Annotated in this window: 22 protein-coding genes; 10 read left to right on the forward strand and 12 right to left on the reverse strand. The window is 43.0% G+C overall.

Annotation, left to right across the window (positions count from 1 at the left end; translation table 11 throughout):
• Positions 1-179: 179 nt before the first annotated feature.
• Together CXF86_RS09860 and CXF86_RS09865 are read left to right on the forward strand one after the other, a co-directional pair.
• Positions 180-1,175, forward strand: coding sequence for a response regulator (locus CXF86_RS09860; RefSeq protein WP_101089875.1), 996 nt, complete (start codon positions 180-182; stop codon positions 1,173-1,175).
• A gap of 13 nt (positions 1,176-1,188) precedes the next feature.
• Positions 1,189-2,157, forward strand: a complete 969-nt coding sequence (locus tag CXF86_RS09865) for a sensor domain-containing diguanylate cyclase (RefSeq protein ID WP_101089874.1) — start codon at positions 1,189-1,191, stop codon at positions 2,155-2,157.
• A 74-nt stretch (positions 2,158-2,231) separates the two neighbouring features.
• Here the strand turns inward: CXF86_RS09865 and rraB are convergent, their stop codons facing one another.
• The 6 genes from rraB to CXF86_RS09895 form a co-directional block, all read right to left on the reverse strand.
• Complete coding sequence (gene rraB / locus CXF86_RS09870; RefSeq protein ID WP_102038868.1) at positions 2,232-2,654, reverse strand: ribonuclease E inhibitor RraB; 423 nt, start codon at positions 2,652-2,654, stop codon at positions 2,232-2,234.
• A 28-nt stretch (positions 2,655-2,682) separates the two neighbouring features.
• Positions 2,683-3,411, reverse strand: coding sequence for a 1-acylglycerol-3-phosphate O-acyltransferase (locus tag CXF86_RS09875; protein WP_101089903.1), 729 nt, complete (start codon positions 3,409-3,411; stop codon positions 2,683-2,685).
• 192 nt (positions 3,412-3,603) lie between these two features.
• Positions 3,604-4,404, reverse strand: a complete 801-nt coding sequence (locus CXF86_RS09880; RefSeq protein ID WP_101089872.1) for a metal ABC transporter permease — start codon at positions 4,402-4,404, stop codon at positions 3,604-3,606.
• A gap of 82 nt (positions 4,405-4,486) precedes the next feature.
• Complete coding sequence (locus CXF86_RS09885; protein WP_101089902.1) at positions 4,487-5,338, reverse strand: metal ABC transporter solute-binding protein, Zn/Mn family; 852 nt, start codon at positions 5,336-5,338, stop codon at positions 4,487-4,489.
• A gap of 55 nt (positions 5,339-5,393) precedes the next feature.
• A complete protein-coding gene (locus CXF86_RS09890) occupies positions 5,394-6,587 on the reverse strand; it encodes a hypothetical protein (protein ID WP_101089871.1) in 1,194 nt (397 codons plus the stop codon).
• Positions 6,588-6,668: 81 nt separating this feature from the next.
• Complete coding sequence (locus CXF86_RS09895) at positions 6,669-6,950, reverse strand: ABC-type zinc uptake system zinc chaperone (RefSeq protein WP_101089901.1); 282 nt, start codon at positions 6,948-6,950, stop codon at positions 6,669-6,671.
• Between the two features lie 231 nt (positions 6,951-7,181).
• On the opposite strand from CXF86_RS09895, the gene CXF86_RS23040 reads away from it, so the two are divergent.
• Positions 7,182-7,307, forward strand: coding sequence for a hypothetical protein (locus tag CXF86_RS23040; protein WP_257982718.1), 126 nt, complete (start codon positions 7,182-7,184; stop codon positions 7,305-7,307).
• Between the two features lie 132 nt (positions 7,308-7,439).
• Here CXF86_RS23040 and CXF86_RS23045 read toward each other — a convergent pair whose 3' ends face one another.
• Entirely contained in the window at positions 7,440-7,646 is a 207-nt protein-coding gene (locus CXF86_RS23045) for a hypothetical protein (protein ID WP_257985322.1), read from the reverse strand.
• 346 nt (positions 7,647-7,992) lie between these two features.
• Here CXF86_RS23045 and CXF86_RS09905 point away from each other — a divergent pair, with 346 nt between their 5' ends.
• Positions 7,993-9,600 carry a mechanosensitive ion channel family protein gene (locus tag CXF86_RS09905; protein ID WP_102038870.1) on the forward strand — a complete coding sequence of 536 codons (1,608 nt, stop codon included), beginning with the start codon at positions 7,993-7,995 and terminating at the stop codon, positions 9,598-9,600.
• A 96-nt stretch (positions 9,601-9,696) separates the two neighbouring features.
• Here CXF86_RS09905 and CXF86_RS09910 read toward each other — a convergent pair whose 3' ends face one another.
• The 3 genes from CXF86_RS09910 to CXF86_RS09920 all read right to left on the reverse strand — a co-directional run bounded on the left by CXF86_RS09910 (position 9,697) and on the right by CXF86_RS09920 (position 13,609).
• Positions 9,697-11,409: a formate--tetrahydrofolate ligase gene (locus CXF86_RS09910; protein ID WP_102038871.1), complete on the reverse strand. Its 1,713-nt coding sequence runs from the start codon at positions 11,407-11,409 to the stop codon at positions 9,697-9,699.
• A gap of 350 nt (positions 11,410-11,759) precedes the next feature.
• On the reverse strand, positions 11,760-12,593 hold the full coding sequence (locus CXF86_RS09915) for a MaoC/PaaZ C-terminal domain-containing protein (protein ID WP_180961048.1): 834 nt from the start codon (positions 12,591-12,593) through the stop codon (positions 11,760-11,762).
• A 131-nt stretch (positions 12,594-12,724) separates the two neighbouring features.
• A complete protein-coding gene (locus tag CXF86_RS09920; RefSeq protein ID WP_101089866.1) occupies positions 12,725-13,609 on the reverse strand; it encodes a TraB/GumN family protein in 885 nt (294 codons plus the stop codon).
• Positions 13,610-13,653: 44 nt separating this feature from the next.
• Here CXF86_RS09920 and CXF86_RS09925 point away from each other — a divergent pair, with 44 nt between their 5' ends.
• Complete coding sequence (locus CXF86_RS09925; protein ID WP_101089865.1) at positions 13,654-13,965, forward strand: prephenate dehydrogenase; 312 nt, start codon at positions 13,654-13,656, stop codon at positions 13,963-13,965.
• Between the two features lie 159 nt (positions 13,966-14,124).
• A complete protein-coding gene (locus CXF86_RS09930; protein WP_102038872.1) occupies positions 14,125-15,894 on the forward strand; it encodes a GGDEF domain-containing protein in 1,770 nt (589 codons plus the stop codon).
• A gap of 2 nt (positions 15,895-15,896) precedes the next feature.
• On the opposite strand, the gene CXF86_RS09935 is transcribed toward CXF86_RS09930, so the two are convergent.
• Positions 15,897-16,433, reverse strand: coding sequence for a DUF3016 domain-containing protein (locus CXF86_RS09935; protein ID WP_102038873.1), 537 nt, complete (start codon positions 16,431-16,433; stop codon positions 15,897-15,899).
• A gap of 258 nt (positions 16,434-16,691) precedes the next feature.
• Between CXF86_RS09935 and CXF86_RS09940 the strand changes: the two genes are divergently transcribed.
• The gene (locus CXF86_RS09940; RefSeq protein WP_101089862.1) at positions 16,692-16,997 is read left to right on the forward strand and encodes a hypothetical protein; all 306 of its coding nucleotides are present in this window, start codon (positions 16,692-16,694) and stop codon (positions 16,995-16,997) included.
• A 287-nt stretch (positions 16,998-17,284) separates the two neighbouring features.
• Positions 17,285-17,593, forward strand: coding sequence for a hypothetical protein (locus tag CXF86_RS09945; RefSeq protein WP_102038874.1), 309 nt, complete (start codon positions 17,285-17,287; stop codon positions 17,591-17,593).
• A 141-nt stretch (positions 17,594-17,734) separates the two neighbouring features.
• On the opposite strand, the gene CXF86_RS09950 is transcribed toward CXF86_RS09945, so the two are convergent.
• The gene (locus tag CXF86_RS09950; protein ID WP_101089860.1) at positions 17,735-18,244 is read right to left on the reverse strand and encodes a DUF4240 domain-containing protein; all 510 of its coding nucleotides are present in this window, start codon (positions 18,242-18,244) and stop codon (positions 17,735-17,737) included.
• Positions 18,245-18,424: 180 nt separating this feature from the next.
• Between CXF86_RS09950 and CXF86_RS09955 the strand changes: the two genes are divergently transcribed.
• Both CXF86_RS09955 and CXF86_RS09960 read left to right on the forward strand, forming a co-directional pair.
• Entirely contained in the window at positions 18,425-18,811 is a 387-nt protein-coding gene (locus CXF86_RS09955; protein WP_102038875.1) for a hypothetical protein, read from the forward strand.
• 83 nt (positions 18,812-18,894) lie between these two features.
• Positions 18,895-19,692 carry a response regulator gene (locus CXF86_RS09960; protein ID WP_101089858.1) on the forward strand — a complete coding sequence of 266 codons (798 nt, stop codon included), beginning with the start codon at positions 18,895-18,897 and terminating at the stop codon, positions 19,690-19,692.
• Positions 19,693-19,710 lie beyond the last annotated feature (18 nt).

The following is a 19,710-nucleotide window of genomic DNA, read 5'->3' on the forward strand; positions in this document are numbered from 1 at the left end:
ACTAATTCAATTGCAACGTAGCGACTAACGTAGCAAACTATTAGAAATCTGAGTGAATAGGTAAAACTTTAATAAAAATGTTTATATTCATAAAGATATAAGTTATCGAATTGATAATTGAGCTTTAAAAATAATAACAAATAGCTGATTTTGCACGAAACTAGGACGTAAGAATAATAATGTCATTCCCTGTACTGATATGTGACGACTCTGCGCTCGCAAGAAAGCAGATGGCGCGAACCCTGCCAAAAGAGTGGGACGTAGAACTCACCTATGCTGCTAATGGTGCCGAAGGGATTGATGCGATACGCGAAGGTAAAGGCGCGATTGTTTTTCTAGATTTGAACATGCCCGTTATGGATGGCTATGAAGTGCTTGAAGCAATTCAAAGAGAAGACCTTCCTGCGCTCGTCATTGTTGTTTCTGGTGACATCCAAATAAAAGCGCATGAACGAGTCAAAGTACTCGGCGCGCTCGATTTTATTCAAAAACCCGTTAGCGTTGACGCTATTAGCCATATTCTGCAGGAATACGGCATCTTAGAGCTCGCCGTTGGCGCAAACCAAACACAAAACCCCATGGTTGAGGTCGACTTACGTGATGCTTGTCAGGAGGTCGCTAACGTCGCTATGGGTCGTGCAGCGGATCTACTTTCAAAGCTACTCAACGTATTTGTATTACTGCCTATCCCCAACGTCAATGTACTCGAGGTTAGCGAGCTGACGATGACGCTTAAAGCCACGGAAGAAAATGGTACCGTGTCGGCTCTATGCCAAGGTTTTATCGGCGCTGGCATCGCAGGCGAAGCACTGCTGCTATTCCATGACTCCTCTTTTCAAGACATGGCAAAGCTGATGAAGCTTGAAAATCCCGAAGATGAAAATACTGAGCTTGAGGTCATGATGGATACGGGCAACGTACTTATCGGTGCCTTTCTCAATGGGATCTCTGAGCAACTGCATATGAAGTTCAGCCAAAGCCATCCCGTGGTGCTTGGCCGACACTGTACAGCCAATGATCTCATTCATGAGAATGCTGACAAATGGGAACGCACGCTGGCAATGGAAATTAATTATCGTATTGAAGATCATGACATTCAATGTGATTTACTATTGTTGTTTACTGAAGACTCTTTGCCCACGCTTAATTATAAGCTCGGCTACTTGCTAGATTAAGATGGATCATAAGATGGCAAACGATCTAAGCGCAATGAATGAGCTCCACTGGCTAATTGATATGGTGCAAACCATTGAAGTGGGCTTAGTCGTACTCGATCAAGATTACAATATCCAGCTGTGGAATGGTTTTATGGAAAACCACAGTGGTGTGTCACCCAACTCGATTAAGGGCAAGAACCTATTTGAGCAGTTTGAGTACTTACCTTCTAAGTGGCTTAAGCATAAAATGGAATCAGTATTCCTCCTTAAAAATCGTGCATTTATTAGTTGGGAACAACGACCGTTTGTTTTTCAATTTAAAAATTACCGCCCCATCACCGGCCGCGCTGATTTCATGTACCAGAATGTCACGTTATTGCCGTTGTCATCACTGACAGGTGAAGTGACCCATTTAAGCATGATTGTTTATGATGTGACGGATGTTGCCGTCAACAGATTGCAGCTTAAAGCAGTCAATGAGAGCCTTGAAGTGCTAAGCCAGATAGATGGGTTAACTCAACTGTATAATCGTCGTCACTGGCAGTTATGCATGCAAAAAGAGTTCGACCGTAACAGCCGCTACGGCGATGAAACCACTTTAGTGATGCTAGACATTGATAATTTTAAAGTGATCAATGATACCTATGGCCATCAGGCTGGCGATAAAGTGATTCAGAATGTATCTCACTTAATTAATAAATCTTTGCGTGAAACCGATTGCGCAGGTCGCTATGGTGGCGAGGAGTTTGGCGTAGTATTAGCCAATACCCCTGCAGCTAATGCGCTTTATTTTGCGGAACGATTACGCAAAAAAGTTGAGCAGTCTGAAACAATGTATGCTGACAATATTATTAAAGTCACTATTAGTATCGGCATTTGTGACATTCAGCCACAGATCCTTAGCAGTGAATCTTGGTTGTCATTAGCAGACCAAGCTTTATATCAAGCAAAAGGGGCAGGAAAAAACTCCTGTGTTATTCACCAACACCTGCTAAGTTAATCAAGATTTAGATACAAAAATGCCCATCATTGATGGGCATTTTTGTATCAGATGTGGACTAAAATCAGTAAAGCTTAATGCAGCTTATCTTCGTCTTCGTCGTCTTCTTCATCTTCATCTTCTTCATCACGGACTTCGCCATCTTCATCAATGAAGTAAGTGCCCCATCCGTCATAATCAACTTTTTGTTTTGCCGCTAACTGAATTAACTTCTCACAAGCGGTATCGAGTAACTCAACATCGAGCTGGTGTGAAGCGACGGCATCAAAGCAGATAATCACGGAACCGTCATCCAGCTCCATCTCTTCAGCATCGTTCACTTCAAAGCCAAGCTTAAAGGCTTCTACTGCCGCTTTTTCCAAGCGATCAAAATTGGTCGATGAGAAGTGATGCTCAATCGTGTAATCGGCATCAGGTAATGAACCGTCAGCAAGTATTGCTTCAACGATTTCACGGTTCTCTGCTTTCTGTTCGTTTAACAGGCGTTCAATAGACATCAGTTACTCCTCAAAAATTTCGCGAAGATTATACCGCTTTAGTCATTAATGCAGAAGCTTCTTGGTTCAACTGTGACAATTTTTCGGACATCAAGATATGGATCCGCTTAGACAGCTCTTTAACTTGTGTTTTATCAAAACTCTTGGTTTCGATAGGCTCCATCATCTCAATAATAACAATGCCATTATTCCAACGATTCAGTTTGATATGACTTTGATTAGACGCCAGTACAGGCACCATAGGCACGCCCGCCGCAATCGCCGTATAAAAAGCACCAGCTTTAAAAGGCAGCAACCCCTTGCCACGAGAACGTGTTCCTTCAGGGAATATCCATACTGACAAGCACTTCTCTTTGATTTTTCTCGCTGTCGCTGCCATGGTATCAAACGCCTTGCTGCGATTTTTACGATCAATCAAAATATTACCTGATAGCCAGTAGATTTGACCAAACAACGGCATCCACGCGAGACTCTTTTTACCTAAACTCACCGTACCTTTAGGTACCATCGCAGTATGGGTAAACATATCGAAATTGTTTTGATGATTAGCTAGAAACACACGAGGCTCATCGCTTTCACATTTAGACTTGCGCGTAATAACTTTAATGCCCAACACGGGTGCAGCCCAAGAAAAAATCTTAGCGAACATATGCACATTATCACGGTGACGTGGTCGTAAAACGCACGCTAATCCACCAATAATAAAGGCTAAAACAAGCATGACAGATAAAATCAAACACCTAAGGATTAACAGCACTACAATCTCCCGCGATTTAATTGGCGCCAGTATAGCCAGCAAGTACTAACGACTCAATATTTAGTTTACACATGTAGCCTGAACCTAGGCTATACAGCACCAGACTTAGGCTACTTTAGCGCACCCAACTTAAGCGAACTTTAATCTAGCGCATATTTAATCATCGCGGATAATAGCCTATAGAGTGTAGCGTTAAGGTCTGACCTCAACTAAACCAGCCTTTGCAGGCCAATATTTTTTCCGTAGAAGCAGTACTAATCTAAAGCAAATAGCGCTGACGGCTAACGTCGCCACGATGGCCGCACCGCTTGGCAAATCAAATGAGGCGGATAATACTAAGCCTGCAACATAACCGAACAAGCCGACCACATAAGCCCAGCCGAGCTTAAAACGCCCAGCATAATGATTAACCGCCAGCGCGGGTAATATCAGAGAGCTAAACACTAAATAGACGCCTACCAGCTCGACTGACAGGGTAATGACTACCGCAAATATCAGATAGAAACCTCGCCCAGCAAGAATTTTAGGTTTAAAAGCCAATAATAGAAGAATAGCTGCATATATACTGGCAGGCAGAAACAATTGACTCCAGCTCACCCATAGTATCTGCCCTGACATCAACTGCTTTAGCATTTCAGCCCCGTGAGGGTCATTCGATAATAGCAGCATCGCAGCCACGGCAGCTAATACATAGAAACAACCAATAATCGCCTCCAGTTCATCTGCCATCCGTTTAGATAACCAAGCGATAAAGCCCGCACCCGCAATGGCAAATAATGCGGGCATCCACACATTGGAGAAAGGTAAGGCTTCAATATCATGGTTGAGATGGCCCACGATGGCACCTAATGCTGCGACCTGTGCAATAGCAAGATCAATAAAGATGATCCCACGCTTTAGCACTTGTTGTCCTAGTACCACATGGGTAGACAAAACGAGTATCCCCGCAACAAATGCGGGGAACAAAATAGATAAAAGATCCAGATCAAACATCGGTATTTACTCTGGTTAACGTCATTTAAAAAGCAAGTGAACGCAATATATCGCGTTCACTTGCTTTACTCTTGGACAGTGGCTATTTAGCGGCGAGTAATAAGTCTATCGCACTATCGTACAGGCTAAACAGATCAACACTTTGCTCATTTCCACCTACTGACATCGGCAGCACAATAACCGGTAAATCAGCACGTTCACCCAACCAATCCGCACCACGTTCACTTTGATATGACGCGATAATGACTGCCATAATATCACCCTGCTTAGCGCGGGTAAGTAGACTCGCTAGATGTGAGCTACTGGGTGGGATTCCAGGCTTTGGTTCAAGATCAGCAACCTGCTCCAACCCTAACCAGTTAAACAGATATTTAAAGCTTGAATGGTAAGCAATAATCTTTTTACCATTCAGTGGCTTTGCCTTCTCTTCCCAGCGAGGAATTGCGTCATTCCAACGTTGGCTAAAACTGGCTAAGTTAGCCTGATATTGCGCGGTGGAGTCTGGATCAAGTTGAATCAACTTTTGTGTCAATGCCTCAGCAACACCCAGCAAGCGTTTTGGGTCAAAGTGCAGATGTGGATTGCCCTTGGCGTGAACATCACCCATTGAGCGATCAACCGATTTCATTTGATCCACAGTGTCTATTTGCTCTGCAGCAAAAAACAGCCCTTGATCGGTAGAACGTACCTTAGCGTTTGCCGACTTCATCTGCAGCATCGGCAGCCAGCCAATTTCAAGATCCGCCCCCGCACAAATGGCGAGATCTGCTTGACGCATTTTAGCAATCAGGCTCGGTCTGGCTTGCACTTGATGAGGATCTTGCATCGCCGTGGTGGCCGAATAGATCCGTGCATCAGGCGCTAGCTCTTTCGCCAGTGCTGCATACTCAGGTTCACAGGCAAAAATATTAAATTCTGCTTGTACATTGCTGATAAAACCTAGCGTTACAGCTAAGGTAAGTGTTTTTAATACTTTAGGTAAGAACTGCTTAGAATTGATGCGCACCGTGAGCCCCCAGAGTCATAATATATTGAAGAGTGATAACGTTATCGTCTTCTATTCCATCGAAGTTAGTGCCTTGTTGATTGGTATATTGCAGACGCACTGTTGAGAAATGGCTTTGGTGCCATGCAAGGCTCACCTCAGTTTCTTTCAACTTTTGTGGATCAAAATGATCATCATGCATCATCTGAGTGTCGACTTGGCCATAACGTAAACCTGCAGACCACTTAGGGGAGAACTGATAAACACTGCTTAAGTACCAACCGTCTTGATAATCCGTACCAGAATCATCATGACCATCATCGTCATGCTCATCATGATGTTCTTCAAGCGGCTTAAAGTCAGTCACTCGGAAATATTCACCACTCAAAGTGAGGTGTTGGTATTTATAATTCCCATTCGGTGCCCACTTGTAAACAAAGTCTGCTACGTAGGTATTCTCACCGGTGTACTGCGCACTATGGCTATGATCATGCTCATCTTGAACTGCAGCATGATCATCATGCTCTTCGGCAGTCATGCGACCATTTTCATTACGTAAATAACTCAAACCCGCCTGCCATGAACCATTAATACCAGCATCACCACCAATCTTAGTAAATGCGGTATAAACCCCTGTTGACTTGTAATCGCGCTCGTTATGTTCGTCAGCAGCGCGCATATTGTCACCTTTGAACGCTTCGACGCCCATAGTCCAATAAAGATCCGTTGGTGCAACATAGCTTAGTCGCACACCATCATCGAAATAATGGCTGCCTAAAAATGCACGATATGCCGCCGGCCGATCAGAAAAAGCATCAGTATGCACATGCTGATTGTTAAGATAACCAATGTCGGATAAGAAACGTCCCGCCCTCATTGAAAGGCCGTAAGGCATCGCCATTGTTTGAATGAATGCCTCTTCAAGGCCTAGTTCAGTTTCACCGTCATGCATCTCTATCACTGCAGTTAACTTACCGTAAAACATATCATCAATATTGGCACTCATTGCCACTTCAGTGTGGCCCAACCCAAAACCCTCGACACGCTCGCTCATTGGGCGTTCAGCACTTTGATAGTAGCCATCTAATACCGCACTAATGGCAGGGTTGGTTAAGCTTGAATCTTCAGCAAAAGCGTTAATAGAAAAAATTGCGCACGCAGCAGCTACGCCAGTTAGGCGCATAGTTGAAATAGTCATTAGTTCTCCGAAATACAGCTAAGCAAAGCCTTCCCATAGGGAATACTTATTTAATTTAGTAATTGATTTTTATCGAATTGCTTAGACAGTAACGGGGGGGGCACGGCTATTGAAAAAACTCACATGGCGCGAGTTAAATATTGGAAGGATATACTCTTGGCTCTCAACGAACTGGCGTTCTACCGCAATATTAAACTCAAAGCTAGGCAGCAGTTTGTTGATGTGGTGTTGGTGATAACACAGAGTACAATGGTTTTTAGCGCCATCATCCAAGTGACTCAGATCATGAGCGGACGCTGCAAATGACAGGCACAGGAATACGGCAATAAGCCCTATTACCAGTTTCTGCTTCGCTCTACTCAGTTGAATCAAAGTGTTAACCTTGTTTTAAAAAACCAGCCAAGTGTAGGTGGTTCAAGATTGAAGTCAAGTACTCCCTAAAGTGAAAGCGTTACAAAGTGTTTGTGATGAATATCACTAAAACTTGAATGACAATTAATACTGTTTTAAGCTGATAGGGCTAAGATTTCAGCACTAGCATTAATTCATAGAGATATGAATTAAGAGTTTATTTACTAATAAGGCGCCAACATCATGCTTGAACTTCTTCGCTCAAACTTAAAATTCATTATTATGACAGCGTTATTTTTTGGTGTGGTACTTGGCGGTATTTACTACGTAGAAGCCGCACTTGAAGCACAAGTTCAAGTCATCGACTAACGCTGTCAACGGGCTATTTCGTTAACATTCAAGTTAAATTTGGGATTGATTTTCGAATGAAAACTTGAATGAGCTGAAATGTAACTCGCTGCTCAATAAGCCTCTATTCTGATGGCATTGAGTCATCAGAATTTATCGGTATTTCTGCCTTTCTTCGCTGTCATCAACTCTCTCTGGCGCTTCGGTGACTTTCATATGATCCATCATATGGCTTACCAACAGTAACATCACTGCAAATATTGTCACCGGGATACAGATCGTCCGCATAGTCTCATCAAAATATCCCCACACTATTGCCATAAACCCAATATAAAAACTCGCCATTTTAACGCGAGCCATGGGTGCACTTTTACCCAACCAAGCGTCGCAAAGCGGACACTGGATCTCACCATTTAAGCCCTTTCCTCTTTGGTTAACGATTTTATCTATGGCGAAAGGCTTAGAACAATGTGCACATATCACAGGCGCTTCTCTCTATATAATTAGTTAGTTAAGGTTGTCGTATGACGAGCACACCCCAGAAACTGGCGCTTTACGGCCCAAAACTGGCCGCCAATTCTAACAGGTTTGGGCCTTAGTCAGACCTTTTATTGCCCAAAGTCATTATAAAATCTAAATAACAAATCGACACTGTTAAATCTGAGTAATAATATAGTTACTTCAGGGAACTAATGGATATCCAAAAATGCATAGATTGCTTACCCAGCTACTCTTTATCGGCTTATGCTTATTCTCCTCTATCGCTTCGGCAAATGATGAGCCACTCACGATTGAGCTAAACAAGATCCAAAGCGCTATTGATAGTGATGTAAAAGTATTAACGGGCACCAAGGGAGAAATAAAATCATTTATTGAATATCGCATCAGTCGTAATGCAACCTTGTTACAGGAAAAACTGAAGCAGCAGATTGAAGATACACCCGCAAAGTTGGATGTACTAAAGCCATATATTGTCAAACAACTCGCTTTTACCAATCAAGTTGAAGACTATTTTAAGACTCAAAAAGAAACCTTGATGGGTCAAGTTGGCGCGGATAATGACCGTGAAATCATGCTGCAATTGGTACAGATCCAACGCGAACAAGACAAGCTTTACGTTGCAGAAAAGGAACTATTGGCCTGGGCAACAATGGCAGGCGTTGATGTTGAAGTCCAAAATCAAAGGTTCATCAAAGCATTAGAGAGCCGGGCTGATGATCTCGATAGCTTTGTACACTATAACCAGTCGCGATTAACGCAAGCTGTCACAGATGTAACGGTGGCAGGTAAAGACGCGACCAGTGAACAAACTGCCGTGGTTGTCGAACTAAAGGAGCGTCTTGCTCAAAGCTCTACCAGTTTATCGACTGCCATCGAGCTTTTAGATGAACTCGGTGAAGATACCGCTATATATAAGCAAACTTTGTTCAGTATATCTGGCGATATCACTCAAGATGTACTCAACTTAGATGTGGCAAGCAGCCTACTGAGTGAGTGGATGTCGATTGCCAAAAATCAGGCCTTAGAAAATGGCGCCAGTGTGGTGTTCAAACTTCTCATTTTTAGTTTAATCTTGTTTCTATCGAGCTTGGTCGGGAAAATTGCTAAGCGCATCGTACAAAAAACAGTGAGTAACTCTAAGCTTAAATTTAGTTACCTACTGCAAGACTTTTTTATCTCTATGGTGGGAAAAGTGGTCTTTGCATTAGGCTTATTGATTGGCCTGTCACAACTCGGGTTTGAGCTGGCGCCGCTGCTAGCAGGTTTCGGTATTGCCGGTGTGATTATTGGTTTTGCACTGCAAGACACCCTATCTAACTTTGCTTCAGGCATGATGATCTTAATCTACCGCCCTTTTGATGTTGATGACCTCATTAATGCCGCTGGCGTCACCGGGCGAGTCAGCCATATGAGTCTGGTTTCAACCACCATCAAAACGTTAGATAACCAAAGGTTAATCATCCCCAATAATAAAATTTGGGGCGATACCATTAACAACATCACTGTTGAGCAAGTACGTCGAGTCGACTTAACGTTTGGCATCGGTTATAAAGACAGCATTGAACATGCCGAAAAAGTCTTAAACGATGTCATGATGTCGCATCCTAAAGTGTTGAAAAGCCCTGAGCCGATGATAAAGCTACACACGTTAGGTGAGTCTTCGGTCGACTTTATTGTACGCCCATGGGTTAAGCCTATTGATTACTGGGATGTTTACTGGGATATCACCCGTGAAGTCAAAATGCGCTTTGACGCTGAAGGGATTAGTATTCCGTTCCCACAACGCGATGTCCATATCTACCAAGAAACCTAAATTGCTGTATTAGCTAAAAGCCCCACCAGCGTTTGCTGGCGGGGCTTTTAAATTAAAATAGCTCCATAAATACTAACGATGAAGATCCGCTGTCACTTAAGCTAAGCCGATAATCTCATCATTGCTATCGATATCGATATTTAAGTAACCAGGGCGAATCCCCAAGCCCGGCATCGTCATCACCTTCCCCACTAAAGCCGTTATAAAGCCCGCACCAGCATTAAGCCTGAGTTCATTGATAGGCAGTTCAAAACCTGTAGGAACCCCCTTTAAACTAGCGTCATGACTGATAGACATCGGCGTTTTAGCAATACAAACAGGCAAATGGCTATAGCCATGTTTACCTAGCCAAGCCAATTGCTGTTTGGCCTTATCAGACATAGCAACACTCGCCGCACCATATCCCACTTCAGCTAACGTCATCAGTTTAGCCTCTAAGCTATCTTCCGCTTGGTATAAGCATTTAAATTCAGATTCTATTTGGGTGGCAGCGTAAACCACCTTCGCTAACTTAACGCCGCCTTCAGAGCCGCGAGCAAAAGCATCACTTATCTCACAGCCAAAGGCACGGGTGTGGCTCACTTGTGCTTTTAGCCAATCAAGCTCTGCGGCGGTATCCGTTGGGAAACGGTTAATAGCGACCACTACAGGTGTACCGTATTGATGCACATTATTAATATGCCATTCTAAATTGGCAAAACCAGCTTTTAGACGGAGCAAGTCAGGTTGGTCTATCGCGATATCCGATTCAATACCGCTATTGGCCTTAAGCGCTTTTAGCGTGACCACAACCACAGCTGCTGACGGTTTATAGCCAGATTCTCTGACTTTGATATTACTGAACTTCTCAAAGCCCATATCAGAACCAAAACCAGCTTCCGTTATCACCACGTCAGCCAATCTTGCTGCCAATTCATCGGCAATAATCGAAGAGTTACCGTGGGCAATATTGGCAAAAGGACCCGCGTGAATAAAACAAGGATCGCCAGAGAGCGTCTGCATCAATGTTGGCTTAATCGCATCTCTCATTATCACAGTCATGGCGCCTGCCACACCGATATCCTCTGCAGTAATCGGATTTGCTTCTAGATCGAGTGCCAGCACTAGCCGCCCCACTCTTTGCCGGAGATCTTGAAGGTCTTTGCTCAATGCTAGAATCGCCATTAACTCCGATGCAGCAGTAATATCAAAACCTGACTCATGTACAGGGCCATTGACCGCGCCAAGACCGACTGCAATCTGCCTTAAGCTACGCTCATTATGATCAACCACTCTGCGCCAAAGAATGTTTTTAACATCAATATTGAGGGCTGTTAAGCCAGATTCTTGGGTAAATGCATCAGCGCCCAGCCTTGTTTCATGGAATAGACGAGCATCAATAGCCGCTGCAGCGAGATTATGCGCACTGCTCACTGCATGTATATCGCCAGTAAGGTGTAAATTCAGCTCCTCCATTGGCACCACTTGCGCGTAGCCGCCTCCTGCAGCCCCGCCCTTAATACCAAATACTGGTCCCATGCTTGGCTGGCGTATACAGCCGCAGGTTTTTATCCCAATGGCATTCATCGCCTGCGTCAAACCAATAGTGGTTACTGTTTTTCCTTCACCAAAAGGCGTAGGTGTTACTGCCGTGACGATCACAAGTTTGGCATTTGGTTTATCAGCCAAGCGGTGGGCAACGGTGAGGGAAACTTTGGCTTTGTTAGCACCATAGAGGGACAGTTCAGAGTCGATAATGCCGAGTTTAGCGGCGATATCTGCAATCGGTTTGCAGGTATGCTCACTAGAAATTTGTATATCTGACAGCATTCGTAGGTATCCACTGTTTTGTTTAAAATAAGGTAGAGTCACGAGTGCAATATAGAGGATCTGAAACCGAGGTTGAATAGTGAGCGAATGCTATTTTAGCTTTTTGTAATCTACATCAATAAAATCATCACCAGATGACAGAAATAGACCATGCAAAATAGCGATTTTCAACTATCACAATTTGTCGTAGGCTTTTGGCGAATAGCATTACAATCTAAATTGGAATCACCATTATCTCAATTATTACCTTGTTCCACTTTTCTACCGGAGTGCTGAAAAAAGCATTCGGAATCGTCAGGGTTTAGATCGAAAAAGGCGCAATACAGCGCCTTTTCATCATGACCAATGCTTTATAAAAAGGTGATTTCACCGGTCAAATGCGGACGTCGTCCTTTTTGATCTCTTAGCTCAAATATCAAACTATCTTGTTTTTGTTCCGCCGCAAAGCTGACGTTACCAGGCATAAACAAGGGTAATTTAAAGGCAACATCTATCTTGCAAGGTTTAGCCACGATTTCAGGCATTACTTCTGCAATACAGCGCCCTTTAGACCACATACCATGCGCTAGAACACGATCAAACCCAAAGCGTTTAGACAATACTGGATGCAGATGGATAAGATTATAGTCGCCTGATGCTTTGGCGTAACGGCGGCCCAAGTCTTCACTTAAGCTCCATGCTTGAGCAGTATCCCAGTTGATATCACTGGCTCTGGGTGGGCGCATTCGCTTAGTCTTACCTTCGATGCGATATAGGTAGGTTGAGAGTGACTCCCAGACTAACTCGCCAGCAACAAACGCTTTTGATACCAATTCAAACTCCAAGCCAGAGTCGGTCATTTGGCTGGTCGTTAATGAACATTCAATATCATAGCTTTCAGCAACCGTTGTTGGACGATATAAGGTGATGCTGTTCTTTAAATGGAGCATACCAAGCAAAGGAAAGGTGATTGCGTCATGAGTGAAAATCATTGCATGTAATCTAAACGCCATTACATACAAATAAGTCGGCGGTAACGTTTGACCATCAAAATCAAAACCGCATACCTTGGCATACTGCTCAACTTTTTCTGCGGACAATGCCACATTTGGACTGCTTACTTTAATCATAGGCAGCGGCTGTTCATCCCAACCAGGTTTGCGCCCAAAAAATATCTTTCGATACAGCGAAAACAGCGATGGCATAGCCTTTAAATCAATACAGTATTCTTCAGTCAAACTAATCAAACCTTACATTAAAACACAGACAAAAAATAAACGATCCGCAGATTATACCCTAAAACAGAAAAAGCCGATAATAGTGATGAGCAATCGCCTTAAGTACAGGTGGTTTGCCAACAGTTTTTACTGCTCACGCCAATAGGCTCCAAGTAGGACTGTACACTCCGACTCCCCACTAAGTGTCCGGCACCAACAATAATGAATAAAGGTTGCTTAGTTGAGGCTGATGTCATCAGTTCCTCGATTTTATTAGCCATCCCCTTATTACGGTCCCACAGCATCTTCTCTACCATTTCAGTATTGCCTTCGCGGAGCATCTCTCCTTCCATTAAATCTGCCAGCTCAGTTTCATCGCCACGGCGCCACGCCGAAATAAGTTTTAGCATATCTTCATCTGGTGCTTCTATTGCTTCGCGTACCATCTCCCACTGCGTCTCAGGACTAAAAGATGATAGCAACTCAAACTGAAACTCGGTGCTTTCGAGCTCATATACAGGTCTATGATCTGCTTGAGCAACTAACACTGAGTCCACGCCATAAAGTGCGCTATATCCCAGAGCAGTGTAGCGCCCCACACTCAGTTGCATTGATTGTAACCAGGGTGCATAGCTGCTTAAGGCGGCACATAAGTTGGCTTTATCTTTACAATAACTGGCTAATACGCCTTTGGTTTTATCATCAATCGGTAACTGTTTAGCGCCATATCTTTGTAATAATGCTGCAACGTTAGCATCGCGAACATCTGCTTCTACGACAATCGCTTTTGATGTCGAAAATGCCTGTTCAATTTGATCCGCTAATGGATAAAAATCAGCTTTACCAATATGGATAGAGCCCAGTAGATAGGCGGTTTTACCTTGATAAGAAACTTGGTAGAAAGGCGGTTTATCCGTTGGCGCAGCGCTGGCTATTTGGGCTGCAACGACACAACACATACCAACTATCGATAATAAACCTTTCTGAATACTTGTTGCCAACATACTTGCCCCTTATAATTCAGCAAATTTTAAAATGAGAGGCTGTTATGCCACACACACAGGTTATCGAGCAACTAAAAGCCAGTTTGCAAACCGCCTACCGACAAGCTATCGATGCAGATACAAGACTCGATGGGCTCAAAAAAGCAGGCCACGTTAAGTTTAATACTATTTTCACTAAGGACGAGGGATTTTCTACCAGTAGCAATCGCTTTCAGCCTTATGTAACCGAACTTGCTGCTGAAATGGACGCGATGAGCCACGAACCTGACACCATGGCGACTGGATTAGAAAGCTACGTCCGTAAGCTTGGCTTATTATTGCAAACGATGCAGACTTTTAAAGCCAATACCAAATAACCTTGCGGGGCCAGTCGATCCATTAATAAAACCGACGCTTACCTTATAGCCATTAAGGTAAGTGAAAGCGTGAAAAAATGTTAATGGATTGATTTTTGACATCTTAATGTCATCCAAGCGTCATACAATCTTCTACTTCTTAAATATTGAGTAGAACACATGACCGCTATTGATCTAAAAAGTGAACTCGCTAAGATCATCGATCGAGAGAAAATCAAAGCTGTTTTTCAGCCCATATGTAATATCTCAACGTATCAAGTTCATGGTTTCGAAGCGCTAAGTCGTGGACCCGAACATAGCCCGCTCTACTCTCCTGTACCACTATTTAAAACAGCGGCTCACGAAGGGCGTTTATCTGAACTTGAAAGCCTTTGCCGACGGATCTCCATCCAACAATTCAAGAATATTGCGCTATCAGGCAAGTTGTTCATCAATATTTCACCTAAAGCCTTACTGGAACCCAATCATGCTAAAGGTCTCACATTAAGCTTGGTGCAAGAATTGGGGATCCATCCTTCTCAAGTGGTCATTGAGCTCTCAGAGCAGTATCCTGCCGATGATATCGATCTGCTCAAATCTTGCTTAAACCATTACCGTAGCCAAGGGTTTCTCACTGCCATTGATGATCTTGGAGCAGGATATTCAGGTCTGAGACTATGGTCAGAGCTTGCACCAGATTACGTCAAAATTGATAGGCACTTTATTGATTCAATTGACTCATCTCCGGTTAAACAAGAGTTCGTGCGCTCTATTGTCAATCTATGCCAAAATCTAAGCTGTAAAGTCATTGCAGAAGGTATTGAAACAGAAAAAGAGCTCGCGGTATTAAAACAGTTGGGCATTATCTACTGTCAAGGCTACCTATTGGGTCGACCAGAAGCATCACCAAATCGAAGCATCACCCTCAAAGATAACATTGAGCCCATCCCTTACCATATTCGGTTTGCAGAGTCGGCAGAAAGCCTCAGCTGCAGTGCGATTACTTGCCAGTCCGGCACTAAGCTAAAACTTATCGGCGAACAGTTTAATCAGCAACCCGCCTTACAAGCCATTGTCGTAGTCGACCAACAACGAGTGATTGGATTGATCGCTCGATCTCACGTTATAGAACTGTTTAGTACGCCTTACGGTCGATCACTACATGAACACCAACCCGTTGATGACATTCTCGATACCGATGTGATTCAGATTGAAGCTCACCAGCCTTTATCTCAAGTCAGTCAACGTCTAACGTCAGAGTCAACTGGGCTTGTAGCGCAACAGTTTATTGTATTAAAACAAGGGCGGCTATTGGGGATTGGTCATACTAAAGATCTCTTAGCACAGATCACTGAGCAAAAAATTACCGTCGCTCGTCATGCAAACCCTCTGACAGGGTTGCCAGGGAATATTCCAATTCAACAGGAGTTACAACGCTTAAAACAGCAACATAAACCGTTCTACCTTGCATATTTTGACCTATCTCATTTTAAACCTTATAACGATATTTACGGCTTTTGTCGTGGAGACGAGGTCATTATGGAGGTATCACGATTATTACAACGTCAACGAAGCTGCGATAATTTTATCGGCCACATTGGTGGGGACGACTTCGTCATCATTAGCACCTGCGATGATATTCAGCAGCAAGCACTCACCATTATTAGTGACTTTGAAGCCGTGAAGTCACTATTTTACTCCGATGAGCATTGGCAGGATAAACGGATGCTGGCAGATGACAGAGAAGGTGTTACTTGTTATCACGGCTTAATCGCATTAACGGCAGGCGTTTTACCACCGCTAGTCACCTCAAATTGCAATGAACACCAACTGTCTGTTTATAGTGCTCTAGCAAAGAAACAGGCTAAACAAGCCAGTGGCTTATTTAGTCTATTTCAATTGCACAAGGAAAAGGTGCTTAACGTGACCGCGCTGTCAGCACGGCTTTAAGTTTAAATTTTTGGCTTAATAGTCTCTTTTAGCCACGATGTGAGTAACGCATTTTCATACCGATTAGTTTTATTATTAGCCTTATGAATAGAGTGCACAAAGCCAAGGTCGGTTAATTTTTCATCGCCAACTATGATGACATGTTCGCCTTCAGTCACTTTATAACTAAAGGTGATACGAGGTGGGTAAATATCTTTAACCACACGTAAATCGTTGGTAGTGGCGCCAAACGTCGGTCTGACATCACCCGCTAAATCTAAGTCAGTAACAACCATTTCAAGCTTTTGATTCGGCTTTAAAATCTTAGCCGCTTCTTTGTTTAAATTTTTAGTTAGCGCTTCAAACGTACGGTTTTCAAAACGGGATTGAATATCACCGCTAGCCTTAACATCGCGAAAACTTTTTGGATCTTGCCACTCAACTTTAACAATACCACTTTCTGTTATAGGGTTTTCAACGGCTTCATCAGCCCATGTTGAACCTGATAACATTGAACCTGATAGTAATAGTCCAGCAACGAGTATGTGTTTTAAATTCATATTTACCTCTACGGTTGAACAAAGGGGAATGCTCTATTTCACAATCATAAACGACCTAAGCTGAATAAGGACTTAATGTGAAATGGTTAACATATAACCTATATAATATTAGTAGACCACACTCAATGCCGAATGGTTGCATCAAATTGCATCAAAACTTGCTTAAGCTAACCAAACTGTAAACAGGATTTGCATTATTAGCGCTAAATATTATGCTGTCTAAAATAAGTCGCCATCTAATAAATTGGAAATCGTGCCATGCAGAAACTCGCTCCAGTCCTTTTTGTGCTCCTATTACTGACAGGTTTAACTTGGGCAATTATTAGCATCAATCAATCAGAGCAAACTTCATCCTATGAAACTTGGTCCGCTTTCATTTATAAGAATGGCTATAACTCAAGTAAATATGAAAAAACCGATGATTTCGACGATTACCCAAGCTGCAAGGCATTTTCAGAACAGCAGTCAGAGCAACTCAATAATGTTGTTTGGGAATGCGGCCTTAACTGTAGCTTCGACTCTATGCGACAAGGATTTCATTGTAAAACAATGACTAATGAGTAACTAGCGTTGTTTTGTTCGCTCTAAACACTTTCAACATATAAGACTAAAAAATTAAATACAAAAAACACTCCATCAGTAACCAACTGTTTTTATTTCATAAAAACTAAAGCTCAACACAACCAGTCGTTAGCTCACTTTTTGTTCAGCTTTGGTACATGAAGCATTCGTTAACATACGTATCAAGCAAACGCATCCCCAGAGGAAAACCTCTTAACTGACGGGCTATAAATCGTCGTTAAGAGTCAACGGTTCCTAAACTGGTTACTGATTAATATTTGGAGTCCAATATGAACTACTCAAACATTACAACACTGCCATTTTTTGGCCGTATGGCATTCTTTGCAGCAATGCTGCTCTCATTTAGCTTCATCGGCCAAGCAAATGCCAATGACTTTACCCCTGCGGAGCAAGCAGCAGTGGATGGACACTTTGAGATCCTAGCAGAGCAGCAAGCTCAATCGGATATTGCGTTAGATAACAAAATTCAGGCTGAATTTGATGACCAAGTCAGCGACTCAGAAGAAGAGTTTATGGAGTTGACCTGTGAGGCTCACGGTTTTGATTTCGACAGTGAAGTAAGCGCCTGCGTCGAGTAAGCGAGCTTAATATAACAAGAACGAGGCATTGCCTCGTTTTTGTTGTTTATAGCTCCCCATACACCCTAGCGACTTCATACATAGAACTCTGTCACTTATCGATAAGCTGAATCCTGCCTTTCGAGGATATTTGAGGATAAACTAAAACGGAAAAGCAGCACTAAGAATTGGATAGCTCGCTTTTAGTTGTTTTTTCTTATGTGAAAACTTCTTCCCCGCAGGTGAAGCTTGCCCTGATGGCACATAAGGAAGCTCATCATCAGCACGCTCTTCATAGAGCTGACCCGCTATCAAGTCATACTCATCGAGAAAAGGATAGGCTGAACCATCTTTTTCAGGCCAATCAAGTAACTTACCAAGCTCATCTGGTGACTCGACAACAGTGTCATACCACTGTTTTCCCAGTGAGATCAAAAAGCAGCGAAACTCAGCAAAAGCATACTCAGAATCACATCCAGTGATGATATAGGCCGCACCCCACACTGACCACGAATACGAACGACGCATTTGCTGGCCAAAGATCTTGTCAAAATCACGAAGCTCATCATTATTCAGAGGGCTCAGGTTTTGCTTTAGTGATTCAGCTAAATCCGTTTGATTTTGCTGAGGAGATGTACGGGTAACCAGTTCCCAAAACTGTGACTCTGTCATTGTGCTCTCTAAAAATACGATGGTATAACGCTATTCTAGCGTAATACCCGATAAAATAGCCAAGCTTGGCTATTAAAACTAAATGAGCGATTGTGTGGACTCGCTGCACTGATTTTTTTACACTCACCGTTATCTCCCTCAAGCACGACGACGCTTAATGCGTCAATAATTAGGTATCCAATGAAGAAACCTCACCCAATGCTGGCAATTTTAATGGCTATATATGTCTTGGTCGCCTTTGCCGCGTTATGGCGCACCGCGACAACACAAACATACGACTTGTTCACCCTTGGTGTGTTTCCAGTGTTATACGGGCTTGTACTACGTCAATTTTGGGCTGTAGTGTTATTAAAAATATACCTCGCGATTCAAACAGTGGCACTGCTCGCACTGGCTACAGCCGCAATCATTGCTTATCAAATTACACCTGAAGATGTGAAGGTGGTTTTCCAAGGACGAAATATTCCTATTAGTACCATTGTTATCTCTGCATTAATCGCCATGAGCTTCCAGTACTGGGTCGCCTTTAGTCAAAAAACAAAGCGTTACTTTAAACAAGAAGAATAGTTTCAAACCGATAAACGGCAGCGTTTTATAATGCTTAAAATCAACCATATAACAAATAAAAATAATAAGTGGTAAAGCTATTTATGAGCGATTTACAACCTAGTGAACTCTCCATACTGCTCGTTGAGCCTTCAGATACTCAACGTAAAATTATCGTTAACCGATTAGAGCAAGAGGGTGTGAAACAGATCCAAACAGCCACCAACCTTGAGCAAGCGCTGGGGATAATTAAGCGCCACCAGCCAGATCTCGTTGCCAGTGCAATGCACTTTGAAGATGGCACCGCGCTAGATCTGCTAAAACAACTTAAATCATCAGAACAATTTCGTGATATTCAGTTTATGTTGGTCTCAAGCGAGTGTCGCCGCGAGCAATTAGAAAGCTATCGTCAGTCAGGCGTTGTCGCTATTCTCCCTAAGCCGTTTACTTCAATCCACCTAGGAAAAGCACTCAACGCCACGATTGATCTACTAAGCCACGACGAATTAGACCTCACCCACTTTGATGTACAAGATCTGCGAGTACTCGTCGTCGATGACAGCAAGATGGCAAGAAACGTCATTAAGCGCACGATTACCAATCTTGGTTTACGGATGATAACGGAGGCTCAAGATGGCCAAGAAGCCATTGAAATACTGCAGCAGCAGATGTTTGATCTGGTCATAACTGATTACAATATGCCCACCGTGGATGGTTTAGCATTAACCCAATTTATTCGTAACGATAGTGAGCAATCTCATATTCCTATTCTGATGGTGTCATCTGAAGCTAACGAAACTCACCTGAGTAACGTTTCACAAGCGGGTGTGAATGCACTTTGTGATAAGCCTTTTGAGCCTCAAGTTGTCAAACGAATCCTCTATCAACTGCTCGAGGAGTAGAAAAATTGAGAAATCCTT

It is taken from the genome of Shewanella sp. GutCb (assembly GCF_002836135.1).
Classification (GTDB): domain Bacteria; phylum Pseudomonadota; class Gammaproteobacteria; order Enterobacterales; family Shewanellaceae; genus Shewanella.

Coding starts and splice junctions, on each gene's coding strand:
- CXF86_RS09950 (WP_101089860.1), bottom strand. CDS start 18,244: ATGACAGAGTCACAGTTTTGGGAACTGGTTACCCGTACATCTCCTCAG.
- CXF86_RS09930 (WP_102038872.1), top strand. CDS start 14,125: ATGACCGCTATTGATCTAAAAAGTGAACTCGCTAAGATCATCGATCGA.
- CXF86_RS09915 (WP_180961048.1), bottom strand. CDS start 12,593: ATGCCATCGCTGTTTTCGCTGTATCGAAAGATATTTTTTGGGCGCAAA.
- CXF86_RS09955 (WP_102038875.1), top strand. CDS start 18,425: ATGAAGAAACCTCACCCAATGCTGGCAATTTTAATGGCTATATATGTC.
- CXF86_RS09910 (WP_102038871.1), bottom strand. CDS start 11,409: ATGCTGTCAGATATACAAATTTCTAGTGAGCATACCTGCAAACCGATT.
- CXF86_RS09905 (WP_102038870.1), top strand. CDS start 7,993: ATGCATAGATTGCTTACCCAGCTACTCTTTATCGGCTTATGCTTATTC.
- CXF86_RS09940 (WP_101089862.1), top strand. CDS start 16,692: ATGCAGAAACTCGCTCCAGTCCTTTTTGTGCTCCTATTACTGACAGGT.
- CXF86_RS09925 (WP_101089865.1), top strand. CDS start 13,654: ATGCCACACACACAGGTTATCGAGCAACTAAAAGCCAGTTTGCAAACC.
- CXF86_RS09890 (WP_101089871.1), bottom strand. CDS start 6,587: ATGACTATTTCAACTATGCGCCTAACTGGCGTAGCTGCTGCGTGCGCA.
- CXF86_RS09860 (WP_101089875.1), top strand. CDS start 180: ATGTCATTCCCTGTACTGATATGTGACGACTCTGCGCTCGCAAGAAAG.
- CXF86_RS09920 (WP_101089866.1), bottom strand. CDS start 13,609: ATGTTGGCAACAAGTATTCAGAAAGGTTTATTATCGATAGTTGGTATG.
- CXF86_RS23045 (WP_257985322.1), bottom strand. CDS start 7,646: ATGGCTCGCGTTAAAATGGCGAGTTTTTATATTGGGTTTATGGCAATA.
- CXF86_RS09880 (WP_101089872.1), bottom strand. CDS start 4,404: ATGTTTGATCTGGATCTTTTATCTATTTTGTTCCCCGCATTTGTTGCG.
- CXF86_RS09935 (WP_102038873.1), bottom strand. CDS start 16,433: ATGAATTTAAAACACATACTCGTTGCTGGACTATTACTATCAGGTTCA.
- CXF86_RS09865 (WP_101089874.1), top strand. CDS start 1,189: ATGGCAAACGATCTAAGCGCAATGAATGAGCTCCACTGGCTAATTGAT.
- CXF86_RS09945 (WP_102038874.1), top strand. CDS start 17,285: ATGAACTACTCAAACATTACAACACTGCCATTTTTTGGCCGTATGGCA.
- rraB (WP_102038868.1), bottom strand. CDS start 2,654: ATGTCTATTGAACGCCTGTTAAACGAACAGAAAGCAGAGAACCGTGAA.
- CXF86_RS09960 (WP_101089858.1), top strand. CDS start 18,895: ATGAGCGATTTACAACCTAGTGAACTCTCCATACTGCTCGTTGAGCCT.
- CXF86_RS23040 (WP_257982718.1), top strand. CDS start 7,182: ATGCTTGAACTTCTTCGCTCAAACTTAAAATTCATTATTATGACAGCG.